This is a genomic window from Paenibacillus sp. FSL M8-0142, assembly GCF_038597315.1.
In the GTDB taxonomy this organism is placed as follows: domain Bacteria; phylum Bacillota; class Bacilli; order Paenibacillales; family Paenibacillaceae; genus Paenibacillus_AQ; species Paenibacillus_AQ lactis.
The window spans coordinates 5263242-5275874 of record NZ_CP152008.1; the positions used below are offsets into that span (position 1 = coordinate 5263242).

9 protein-coding genes are annotated in these 12633 nt (G+C 56.3%); all 9 read right to left on the reverse strand.

The window, feature by feature from the left end; genetic code table 11:
• Positions 1-92: 92 nt before the first annotated feature.
• Complete coding sequence (locus NSQ46_RS24115; RefSeq protein WP_007131561.1) at positions 93-2654, reverse strand: glycoside hydrolase family 2 protein; 2562 nt, start codon at positions 2652-2654, stop codon at positions 93-95.
• A gap of 185 nt (positions 2655-2839) precedes the next feature.
• Positions 2840-3856 (reverse strand): glycosyl hydrolase, encoded by a 1017-nt coding sequence (locus NSQ46_RS24120; protein ID WP_342574999.1) that lies wholly within the window; start codon positions 3854-3856, stop codon positions 2840-2842.
• 226 nt (positions 3857-4082) lie between these two features.
• Positions 4083-5081 (reverse strand): carbohydrate ABC transporter permease, encoded by a 999-nt coding sequence (locus NSQ46_RS24125; protein ID WP_040739841.1) that lies wholly within the window; start codon positions 5079-5081, stop codon positions 4083-4085.
• Positions 5082-5179: 98 nt separating this feature from the next.
• Positions 5180-6079, reverse strand: a complete 900-nt coding sequence (locus NSQ46_RS24130; protein WP_007131558.1) for a sugar ABC transporter permease — start codon at positions 6077-6079, stop codon at positions 5180-5182.
• The gene (locus NSQ46_RS24135; RefSeq protein ID WP_007131557.1) at positions 6076-8652 is read right to left on the reverse strand and encodes a DUF5696 domain-containing protein; all 2577 of its coding nucleotides are present in this window, start codon (positions 8650-8652) and stop codon (positions 6076-6078) included. The genes NSQ46_RS24130 and NSQ46_RS24135 overlap by 4 nt, the downstream gene beginning before the upstream one ends.
• 15 nt (positions 8653-8667) lie before the next feature.
• Positions 8668-9288 (reverse strand): Yip1 family protein, encoded by a 621-nt coding sequence (locus tag NSQ46_RS24140; protein WP_007131556.1) that lies wholly within the window; start codon positions 9286-9288, stop codon positions 8668-8670.
• Positions 9285-10730, reverse strand: a complete 1446-nt coding sequence (locus NSQ46_RS24145; protein WP_342575002.1) for a gluconolactonase — start codon at positions 10728-10730, stop codon at positions 9285-9287. The genes NSQ46_RS24140 and NSQ46_RS24145 overlap by 4 nt, the downstream gene beginning before the upstream one ends.
• Positions 10731-10740: 10 nt before the next feature.
• Positions 10741-11652, reverse strand: coding sequence for a carbohydrate ABC transporter permease (locus NSQ46_RS24150; protein ID WP_007131554.1), 912 nt, complete (start codon positions 11650-11652; stop codon positions 10741-10743).
• Between the two features lie 5 nt (positions 11653-11657).
• Positions 11658-12626, reverse strand: coding sequence for a sugar ABC transporter permease (locus NSQ46_RS24155; protein ID WP_007131553.1), 969 nt, complete (start codon positions 12624-12626; stop codon positions 11658-11660).
• Positions 12627-12633 lie beyond the last annotated feature (7 nt).

Genomic DNA, 12633 nt, shown 5'->3' on the forward strand with positions numbered 1-12633 from the left:
ACTAATATGCACTACGAACGAGGCTGCTAATGAATCATCCGTATAATCCGTGCGAATGAATTTAATTCTGGTAGCGGTAAGAAGGTAGCTGACTATACCGACACGACCGCCGCCGGATCGATGCAGTCCGCCATTGATCGGACCTCGACCTGCCCCGGGCGGCCCGTGACGAACGGCGTTTCGCCGGCAGCATTTCTGCGGTTAAAGGATACCGTCACCGGAATGCCCGGAATCAGGTCGAAGAAGTTGTCGCTGTAGAAGCCTTCCTCCTCCTGGGACAGCCACACATGACGGGCCAGCACGTCACTCTCCAGCACGAACGCGGTACCCCCGCTGCCATCAACCTCGCTTACGCGAATGTTCGGGCGTTGAAGGCGGAGCGCCTTGTCGTTCACGAAGTAATGGGTTTTGCTGTCGAGCACGTCATCCTCCTGAAGCAGCTGCGCCAGCAGCACTACCCGGGACGGGTCATGGCCTTGCAGAAGCCCGTCTTCTGCCGCCCGGAACGCCACAAAGGATGCCTGCGCCTCCGCATCGACCGGATGTTCGGAAGCGTACAGCTCCTTACCGTCAAAATCGAACAGCTGGACGCGCAGCGTTCCGCGAACCGGTTCGTTCACGTCGGAGACGAGATGAACGCGGACCTCCTGTTCCCTGGAATCAACCGACAGGCTGACGTCCCGGAAGCTGCGCTTAGCCACGTACTGCAGCGCCTTCCATCTTCCGAGGTAGTCCATGCCTGCCCAGGAAGCGACCGGCCAGCAGTCGTTCATCTGCCAATACAGGGTACCCATGCAGTACGGTTTGTTGCGGCGATGGGCCTCGATTGCCATTTTCATTGCTTCGCCCTGTTGAATCTGGCTCATATGCAGGAATGCTTCAAAATCCTTCGGCTCATGATAATACTGCTCCATGTAGCTCTTGATGAGCCTGTTGCCCGCCCCATTCTTCTGGTGCGCCAGCATGACCTTCGATTCCAGCTCCATGTCGCCTTCCTCCGCATAAGTGCGGACCGTCTTCGGCTCCGGGAACGACTGGAAGCCGTACTCGCTCATAAAGCGTCCTACATACACGTTGTAATTATCGAACGGTTCAGTGTTATGCCAAACGCCCCAGTAGTGAATGTCACCGCTTGTGGTGGATGGATTGGCATGCTGATCCTTGTCACCGCTCAGCGATACGAGTGGCGATGACGGCCAATATTCCGCGCCGGGCGCATAGCTTGCGACCGCTTCCGGCAAAATCCGGTGGAAAATGGCCTCATAGTCGGCCCAAATCCGCTCGCGCTGCTCATGCGTATAATCCTTCTTCCATCCCCATCCAGCGTTCTCGTCATAGTGGGCCCAAGCAGAGTCAATCTCATTATTGCCGCACCAGAGCACGATGCTCGGATGATTCCGCAGCCGGACGATATTCTCCTCCGCTTCCAGCCGTACGTTTTCCAAAAACGCCTCATCCCCGGGATACATGCTGCAAGCAAACATGAAATCCTGCCATACCATCAAGCCGTACTCATCGCACAGGTCATAGAATACCTTTTCTTCATAAATGCCCCCGCCCCAAATGCGCAGCATATTCATATTGGACTCCGCAGCGGACGCAATCTCGTGACGATAACGCTCAGCGGTCACTTCCGTAATGAAGCTGTCGTTCGGGATATGGTTTGCACCCTTGGCGAAAACCGGCGTGCCGTTCAGCTCAATATAGAACGATGTGCCTCTCTCGTCCTTGTCCCGTACGAGCCGGACGCTGCGCAGTCCGGTTCTCACCCGGTACGACGCTGCAGTGTGCTGATCCCGGACGAGCTCCACTTGAAAATCATACAGATGCGCTTCGCCCAATCCCCGGCACCACCACAGCTTTGGCTCGGCAATGGCCAATTCCAGCTCGACGGTGTTGCTGCCCTCCGCCAATTGGACCTCCTTCTCCCATACCTGTCCGGCTGCCGACACGCGCAGCTTGCCCTGCCACGCCTGCTCGGCCTCAATGGATGCCACAGCCGTCAATTGTGCCGATACGGCCGTAATTTCATCCTGGCGGATGAACACATCATCCAGACGCACCTCCGACCAGGCTTCGATGCGGGCCTCCCGCCAGATTCCGCTCGTGACGAACCGCGGACCCCAATCCCAGCCGTAATGGTACGGCGCCTTCCGCGCAAAGATGCTGACCTTCCGGTCGCCCAGTCCCCCAAGCTCGGACTGATCATTGCTCGCCGGCAGCGGGTATCCCAGCTTCTCCAGCTTCGGCAAATCCTCCTGGATCGGCGAGCGGAACCGGATGCGGATGGCGTTGCCGTCCGCCTTGACGAGTGATTTTACGTCGACGCGCCATGAGCGGAACATATTATCCGCTTCCAGCACCTTCACCCCGTTGAAGTACACATCCGCATATGTATCCAAGCCCTCGAATACCAGCTCAACCTTGGCTTGAGACTGTAGCTGCGGATCGATTTCAACCACCGTTTCGTACTCCCAATCCTTCTTGTCAATCCACTGCAGATCATGCTCATTCGTTCCGTAGAACGGATCCGGGATCTTGCCGTTTCTCAGCAGATCTGTGTGAACGCAGCCCGGCACTTGGGCTGGAAGCCACTCCGTCTCGTCGCTAGCCTTAAAATTCCACTTCGTTAATGTCAGAATGTTTTTATTCATGGTAGTCACCTTGCCCTATTTTTATATTTTGTATGGAACTCATCGTTTAGCATGCGGCATGGCTTCGATCCAGCATCGTTTTCTCCACTCCGAAAAGACATTGCTGCACCATAACACACATAGATTCAAAATCCTTTTTTAGCATTCGATGGGCAGCGCCAAAATCGCCTCCGCCCAATCTTTCCCTAGTCCTTCAAATTCGGAAGCTCATCCAGCGTAACCGTAAAGGGATGCGCATAGGTCTTCACGAGCTGCTCCGCATCCGTATATTCTTCGGAATAGACACGCTCGTCTCCTTCCCCGGTGAAAACAAAACTTCCGTACCAGGTGCAGTTCCATGCCCAAGGGCAGTCATCCGCAAGCATCCGGTCTGGATCGGGGACGACCCCGTTCTCGGTCAACGCGATAATCTTCCTCGCAGCTGTATACGACTCCGCCATGCGGAATCGCTCCGCTTGGGAGCCGTAATCCTGAGCGGGCGGATAAATATCTTCGCCGATGATATCGACGTACGCATCCCCGGGATACCAGTCCTTATGCTGGCCGTTCCATACCCAGATCAGGTTGTTCAGCCCGTGAACATGGGTCATCCGCTCGTACATCAGCTTCCATAAAGCGATGCAGGGCTCCGGCCCTTTCGCTCCCCACCAGAACCATCCGCCCGACGCCTCATGCAGCGGCCTCCACAGCACCGGCACCCCTTCGTCCTGCAGCCGTTTCAGCTGATCGGAGATTGCATCGATATCGCGGATAAGCAGGCGGTATTCCTCCGAGTCCTGATCCGACATCGCCCGCTGAACGTCGAAGGTTGTGGCTTTCGTATAAAACCCGCTCCCCCATGTGCGGTCCGGCGGCAGATCAATCAGATCCTTCGGGGCATTCCAATGCCAGCAGAAGGTGACGATCCCGCCGCGGTTCCACCAATCGATTGCAAGATCGGTGTCGCGGCATTCAGCACCGCGTTCCACCCTGGACGGCGAGTAATTCATGAAGTCGAAGCCGCCAACCGCGGGATACTTTCCCGTTACCCTGTGAATCATCTCGAATTCAGGCGTCGATACGACGCCGATCTGCTGTCCGGTCAGCATCCGCTTTCCGTAAATGCTGCACAAAAAACGCATCAATCGCTTCGCACCCTCCGAGGCCCTTGGATTAATCAACTCGGGCGCAACCTCGAACCGGGAAGTGTTCGCTTTCGTCATTGGCTTCTCTCCTGACCTGTCGTTATGGGACAATTCTTGGCAGTAGCTACCGGCCCTCAATTATCCGCTTTCCGCGCACACCCTTAATTTCATGCCACTCTTTGCACAACATCACGCTTAGTCCACAAAGCCCATACCCCATGCTTTTCATGGGCAGCCTACTACTCCGGACGCTCCATCTTGCCGCGCTTAGCCTACGACCGGCATATGCTCCATCTTTCCTCGCCTAGCCTACAACCCCCGTACGCTCTACGCTTTCCACGAAATGGCGCTGCACGAACAGATACAGGGCGATGAGCGGCAAAATCGCCAGCAAAATGCCGGTGTCCACCACCAAGGCCACATAGTTCGGATCCGCCTTGGCCGACGAGCCGAGCCCCATGATGGACGGCAGGAACTGATTCGCATCAGCGGGCAGCGAGGCGATCTTCAGCGGCATGAGCGCCCCTTCGCTCATGAAGAGCGAGGTATAGAACGTGTCGTTATACTGCCATACGAACGAAAACAGCGTGACTGTAATGAGCGGCGGAATCGCATTCGGCAGCATAATCGCGAAAAAGGTCTTGAGCCCGCCCGCTCCGTCGATCAGCGCCGCCTCCTCAATCTCCTTCGGCAAGCCGCGGAAGAACTGGCGGAAAATATATACGAACAGCCCGGCTTTCAGCCCGGTCGCCGTAGCCGACGTAATGATGGACGGCCAGTAGCTGTTGAGCAGATTGATTCCTTCCTGGCCGCTGAACAGCCGGACCAGCCCGAGCACGTCAAAGCTTCGGAAGTGCAAATACATCGGCACCATCAGCGTGCTCATCGGTATCAGGATCGTCAGAACGACCAGCGCGAACAACAGATTGCTCCCCGGAAAGGTGAACCGTGCAAATCCATAGCCCGCAAGCGCCGTCGACATTGTCGTAAGCAGCATCGTAATAAACACATAGATCATCGTATTGAGCAGCAGCGGCCAATAATCAAGCAGGTCCAGCACGATTTTGAAATTATCCAGCGTGAAATGTACCGGAATCATGTAAATCGTCGGATTATAAATGTCCTGCTTATCCTTGAACGCAACCGAGAATTTGGAGATGATCGGATAAATAATGATAAAGGTGATGCCGATGATCAGCAGATAACGGAATACCGACCATAGGATCGGCAGCGTCTTGTTCCTGATCCGGTTCATGCGTGCCTGAGCCGATTGGTTCACGCGCGCCTTAACCGATTGGTTCATGCGTGCCTGAACCGATTCTTTCGACGGATCCCGAATAATTGCCATGCGTTGCTCCTCCCTTCCTCCCGTTCCTTGTTCCGATCGTAAATGTGACAGCCTTAGTTTTGGTAAAAGGTTCTTCTGGACACGATGATGCCCATGATGACCAGAAGCAGGCTCACCACGATCGTGTACAGCCAGGCCATCGCCGCGCTGAGTCCGAAATTTTGCGTCTTGAAGGCCGTCTCATAGATCGTTCGGGTTACCGTGCTGTCCGTAAACGAGTCGATGATGGTGTAGATCATGTTGGTCAGGATAAGCGGGCTCACCATCGGGAACGTAATTTTCCAGAATGATTCATAAGCGGTTGCGCCTTCGATCTTGGCCACTTCGTACATCGAGCTCGGCACGGCCTGCAGCGCCGCCAGAAAGATCAGAATCTGAACGCCGGAGCTGCTGATGATGTCATAGATCCGCATGACGGCCTCGACGATGTAATCGGTGATCGTGATCGGGAATCCGGCTTCCGTCAAGATCCGCACCATGGAGAGCACGTTAAACTGTCCGGATGCCGTGCCGAGCTCCTCCGCCACGGACGCGTTTCCGACCAGGTTGATGAGCCCTGATGTTTCGGCAGCAGAAATCGCTCCGGAGGCCAGAATGACCGGCAGGAAGAAGATCGCCCTTGCCAGCGCCCGGCCCCTGAATTTCTGATTGAGCAGGACTGCGGAGAACAGGCTGAAGAACAGGATTAAAGGCACATCCACGACCGTCCCCAGAATGGATTCCGTCAAAATCCGGTTGAAGTTAGCGTCCACGAACAGCGCATCCTTGAAGTTCTGCCAGCCGACAGCCTCCAGCTCATACCCTCCCGGGGAAATGACCAGCTTGCTGAAGCTGAACAGAATGGACTGAAGCAGCGGCCCGGCGAACAGAAAGACAAAGCCGATGAGCCATGGTGCAATGAACAGCAGGCCGAGCATGGATCTTTTTTGCGTTAAGGACAGTCTTAATTTCATGCCCGGTCACCACCTACTGCATAGGATTGCGGCTCCACCGTAATGCTGCGAACCGAGGCCGGCTTGTCGGTATAATTGATCAGAATCGACATGCCGCTCTCATACTTCACTTCGACCACGCCATCCGCATGCTGCGTGTGCTCGACCATCCGCTCGGTTCGGACCGGAGCGAGCACCTCGTTCAGCTCGTTGTACAGGGCAACGGCCTCCTCGTACCAATCCCGGTAATCGGCTGCATACATCTCGTCGAACCGCGTGTATTTCAGCTCCGAGCTCTTCTCGTAGGACCACAGATAGCGAGGAGCCGAGCCCATCTCCAGCGACTGGAGCAGCTGCTTGCGGGGATTCTGCTCGTTGCCGATATTGAACGCGCCCGCCGCATAATCGATGTAGCCGTGAATGACCATCTGGTAAAAGGGCACCTCGGCATCGGTAAGGCCAAATTTGCTGCTTGCCGCCGGAACATCGATCAGATGCTTCGCGTACGGCCAGCTGTATGCATTGCCGCCCGATACCATCAGATCCGGGCTCGCCTCCCGCAGCCGCTCCAGCTGATCTTGGGCGATCAGCTTGGCCGTCTCCCGGAATACGACCCGCTGTACCCGGTAGTCGGAGCTCAGAACATCGCCCAGATCCCGCAAGGATAATGAAGCGATGCCGTAACGGCCGTAGGAATCCGCAAACCGGCTCACGTAATGCGGAAGCTTCGCCGGGGACATAAGATAGTAGGTGCCGTAATACGAATCCATCCGGTTCATGTTGCGGTCGTAAGGATGCAGCTCCGCCGTTTCCCTGGTGACGAACCTGGCGGCATCCGATGCCGGCGTAAAGGAACCATCGTCCCGGTAAACATGCTGGAACGCAACATCCGGGTACAATCCGCCGCCTGCGGCCTGCAGCTCCGCCGCCAGCTCCTTCAGCTCCGAGACGCTGCCGACGGCCCCGTCCGTCTTGGCGTTGACCGGCGGCTTATGATGAACGCCTTTGCCGAACCAGCCGAGATAGCGCATGCGCAAATTCGATACCCCATCCTTCATAAGCTTACCGGCAATTTCCCCTGCCTGGTCAAATGTCGTCATGGAGACGACGGCATGATACGGCACGCCGAGGAAGGATCGCTGCTTATCCACGCTGCCGAGCATGTCGAGATAGAACGGAAGCGAATCGCTTTCCGCCAGCGGCGTCAGTTTGTTTTCCTTAACCAGCCGCTGCTGGTATAAGCGAGCCATTCCCGAGTAAGTCGCATCCCCGCCGGATAAGAAGCTGTACCTGACGGAGAGATGGCCGTCGTACATTTTGTCGCTCAGCAGCTGGATTTCCTGAACCGTGCTTCCGGTGTACAGCTCCAGCATATCCTCGCCCCGGACGGCAAAGCTGCTGAACACATGATTGTACGAGTTCTGCTTGCCGCTGATATCGGCCGACACGCTCGCGACGGCATCCCCTTCCTCAATGATGGCAAGCCATGCGCCGTCTCCGCTCTTCATTCCGAATACGGGCATGCGGGCCGGATCGGCAACCTGTCCCCGGCTTTCGCTGTTATGGTTCGGATCGGTGCCGTATATCCGCTGCACGTATTGCTCTTCCTTCACCTTGCCGTTATTCAGCATAATCAGGCTGCCGCTGCCGTCCGGAACGAGCATATACCCCTGCTCCTTCGTACCAGCCGCCCCGAAATAGCGGAGGAGCTCCAGGCTGCGCAGCCGGTAGGTCTCGCTTTCGGTTACCTGGCCAAGCGGCACCGACACCATCAGGGAATCCTCGTCGAGGCGATATTCGATCGGAATGGTGAACCGCGGCTTTGAATCTGCGCTTGCCGCCTCCCCACCCCCGGACGCATTGTCGATGGCCAGATCATCTGCGGTGTATCCGGCCTGCTCGAACGCCCCCAGCATTTTTTTCAGGACCAGCTCTTTCTTGATCTGTTCGTCCAGGCGCTCCAGCACGGCGGGGTTATCCTTCATCGGGTAGTAGCGGGCCTGCACGTATTTAGCCAACGTGGCATCCAGCTTGCTGAGCACTTTCTCCTGCAGCCGATCGGGCGTAATATATTTCGGCAGGGCATCGATGCCCAGCGACACATCGCCCAGAGTGTATGTAACCCTGATGCCGTTCTCAATGCTTTCGGCTTGGAAATTCCCGTTCGTTACGCTCCATGTGTAGTTCGGATACGTTTCGAGCGTGCCGATCGAATCGCGGAACGTCACCGTCAGCTGCGAGGACAGAGCCTCCTTCTCGAACGGCGATGCGATCGGATCCTCCGCCCGGTCCGCCGGGTTGCTGTACCATATGCGGCCGCTTCGTTTGTCCCGAATCGCGATTTCGGTCGTCTCCGGATGGTAGTACAGGCCAAGCCCGGCCGTCTCTGCGACCAGGCTCATGCCTGGTACGCCCTCGGTCCGGTCCGGCAGAACGGTAAGCTCCTTCCCCGGCGCCGGCTCCGAGGCTCCTGCAGCATAAGCAGCAACGTCCACCGCCGGCGCGCCCCGGTTCGCGCCGATCAGAAAGCCCGTTGCAATGCCGGCGATGACGACACATGCAAGCACCGTGTAGAGCCATTTTCTTGATTTCACGGCTTAAGGCCTCCTTTACTGTCTAAATATGATCTCGCGGTAGACGTTCACGAGGAACGTGTAGATCTGCTGCATCATGCTGAAGACAAGCGTTCCAAGAAACACGATGATAAGCATCACGATGACGCTGAGGAACATCGTCAGAACGGTCTTGCCCGCCGAGTATTGATGGATCGTCATGGATCCGACGAAGAGCAGCCCGATGAACCAGATCGTCGCGACCATGGTGAGGAGATAATAGAACACGGTCTCCTCCTGAACCATGAACCGGCTTGCAAGCGTCATCGGCGGGTTAATCAGCACCATCGGAATGAGCGCATAGGCGCTGGCGAGCACGATTTCCTTGAACTTTCCCTCCCCGCCCATCAGCGTGGTCACCGACCAATTTGACACGCACCATAGAAAGAACGGGAGCACGATATACAGCAGCTCATCGAAGCTGTTGAGCCTCCGGGGATCGTTGAAGTTTACGAGGAACCCGGCATACTGCCGCTGCACGATGCTCGCGATGACGACAAGGGCCAGCACGGAGAACGCCACGCCGAGTCGTCCGCGGTTCTCATACTTCAGATCCCAGTATCCGTCAAAGGGATGAACGATCAAATGCAGAGGGAATTTAAAATACTCCTGCCTCATGCCTCCTTCACCCTCCTCTTGTTTCGATGTCGAACCGTCCGATATACGGCATACAGCAGCACGGCGCCTGTCGCTGCCGACAAGAAGGTGCCGAAATGCTCCTTCATTACTTCACGGCGGTATCGTTTGAAGGCGACGGAGTAATTTTTGCGGTCCATCCCCATCTCGAAGTAATGCAGGGCTTCCTTGTTCTCCCCCTTCATAAGCTTCGCTTTCCCGATCCCGATGTACGCGATGTCGTAATTGGCGTTAAGCTGGAGCACCCGCTCCCAATAAGCCTGCGCTTCCACATCGTCCCCGCGGTAATGATGGCGAACCGCTTGATTGACGTTCTGTCCGAATGCCGTCGGCTCAAACACCACGATGCTTCCCTTGCCTCGATCGAGCACCAGCTGATGCTCCCCGAGCATTTCGACTGCCGCGGGCGTCTTGAATACTCCTAACTGGTTGCCGATTCCGCCATACACATAGAGCAAATTGCCCGTATCATCGTATGTGAAAATACGTCCCTGCGTGGAATCCAGCGCGCTGTACATCCCGTCGCCCAGCACCTTGATATCCACGAATTTCGACGGGCCGACGGCTCGCCGGTAGTAAATATCGCCGGCCACCGGGAAATAACCGAAGCGCTTAAGCACATCTTCCCCTGAAGGATTCAGGCGCTTGATCGGCTCCTTCGATCCGACGTCGATGTTCGTGGCGTAGACGAATCCTTTGTTGTCAATATCCAGATTGGAGAATTCCGTCGGTATAAACAGCCGCATCTGCGCTTTCTGCGCATCGGTCGAAATCAGCCTCCAGAAATAATCCCCGTAATCGCGCTTCACTTTGATCGTGCCGACATAGCCGAGGAACGTCCCGTCCTCCTCGAATTGCATGATGCCTTCGTAAACCCCGCGGGCAACAACGAACACTCGGTTCGCCTGGTCCACGGTCACCTTCAGCGGAATAAATTGAAAGCCTTGCGGCAGAACGTCGGACTTCGGCTGCTCAATGACCCGGATCAGCTTGCCTTCAGCGCTTAGCACCACGATCCGCTGGTTATCCGTATCCGCAACGTAGATCTGCTCCTTCTCGTCCGTAAATAGGCCGGATGGATTCGCGAAGGTCTCCTTCTTCCCATCCCGGATGAAGGAATCGATCACGCGGACCACCTTCCAGCTGTCGTCCAGGCAGACGATCCGCCCGTTGCCGCTGTCCAGCACATAAACATGGCCGGAGCCGGACACGTGCATATCGCCGGGATCCGCGAATTCGCCGATCCCAAGCTCCGTTCCCGTAACCGAGCGAACCGGAAGATACGGTGCCGGAGCCGGCGTTGCTTCCTCCCAATAATTGTAGTTATAGCTCTCGTATGGAGCGCTGGCGGCGGCTGTTCCCGGAATCAGGACGGTCAGCAGGGAGACCGCCGCAAGCGAAATGAGCCATCGTTTCGCTGACATGTTATCCCCCCTAATCCTTCATCCCGGAGGTAGCCATCGTCTCGATAATCCGGCTCTGCGAGAACAGGAAGAGCACGATCGGCACGCTCATCAGGATGACCGCCACGGCGGCGCCTGCGCCGGCCCGGGAAATGCCGCCGAGAATAATCTGATTGGACGCGTAATGCAGCGTCTTCAGCTGCTCGCTGTAAATGAAGCCGTTGCCGTCGGTCCCCCACAAAATTTGAAAAAGCAGGATAATGAGCGTCAGCCAGGCAGGCTTCACGTTCGGCATGACGATCGACCAGAATATCCGGTACTCGCTGGCCCCGTCGATCTTCGCGGCTTCCAGCAGGGCATCGGGAATCTGCTCCATAAACTGCTTCATTAGATACAGGCCGAGCGAATAAGCGAATGCCGGAATAATGACCGCCCAATACGTATCGATCATGCCAAGCCACGACAGAATCATGTAGTTCGGCGTCGCCGTCACCACCGGCGTGAACATGAGGGACAGTACGACGACCTGAAACAGAAACGTCTTCCCGGGGAATCGATGCTTCGCGAGCGGATAAGCCGCAGCCGAGGCCAGAATGACATGCCCGACGATGCCGATCCCGGTGATGAACACGGTATTGAAGATATATCGGGAGAAAGGCACCCACGATTGTCCGAGCAGATTGATCAGATCGGAGAAGTTGTTCCATGTCGGGTTGCGGACAAACAGCGTGGGCGGGAACATGAAGATCTCGTCCAGCGGCTTGAACGCATTGTTGATCGCGTACACGAGCGGCAGCGCCATGAAGGCGCCGAACACCGCCAAGAGCGCAAACAGGGAGAAGGTGCCCATGAAAGAACGGTTTACCCGCTTCCTGCGCCGCTTGAGCGATAGGCTTAGAAGGCGGCCGCTTCGTTTCTTCGGCAGTTCATATACAGCTTTCACGAGTGCTACTCACCTACCTTGCGCAGCAGTTTTTGAACGATCAGATTGGTGCCGACCATCAGGATGAACAGCACCGTGGCAATCGCGGAAGCAAACCCCATCTCGAACCGGGTCGTGCCGAAATCGATCAGATGCGTGACGATCGTCTCCGCCGCATAGTTCACGCTCGGGAATCCGGCAAGCGCAATGGAGACGTCGGCGACGGCAAAAGAGGTCGTAAGCTGAATCACCGCGCCGAACATTAGCTGCGGCCGCATCGACGGCAGCGTAATATACCAAAGCTCCTGCCACCGGTTGCGGACCCCGTCAACCGCGCCGGCCTCGTACAAGGTCTTGTCAACGGTTTGCAGGCCGGCAATGAAGGCCAGGAATCCGGTTCCCAGGCTTAGCCACAGCTGCACGAGAATGATGATCGGCATGATGAAGGCTTCCGTCTTCAGCCATTGAATCGGCTCCAGGATGATCCCGAGCTTGATCAGCATCCCGTTCATGATGCCGTAGCGGTCTCCCGAGAAAATCATAAGCCAGATGAAGTAGACGTTCCCCGAGATGGAAGGCGCATAGAAGATCAGCGTCATGAAGGCCCGCATCCTCGGTCCGAGCTCATTGATGACCCAAGCGAACAGGAAGCATGCCAAATAGCTGATCGGCCCGGTGATCGCAGCGAATAGAAGCGTATTTTTAAGTGCGATCAGAAAAATATCGTCTTCGAGAAACAGCCGTGTGTAATTATCCCATCCGACGAACCGCGGAAACTCCAGCATGTTAAAGTACGTGAAGCTGAGGATCATGGAAATGACGACCGGAAGCACGGTAAACAACGTAAACAGGATCATGTATGGTGCAAGCAAAATATACGAATGCTTGCTGGCCTTGATTTCCGCCAGCTTCCGGCTCCGCCAGGTTTGCGGCTTGACGGGGCGAACCGCGGCGGGCATCGCCGTCTCAGGGTCTTGAAGCCCGGCATTATGCATTTTGGAT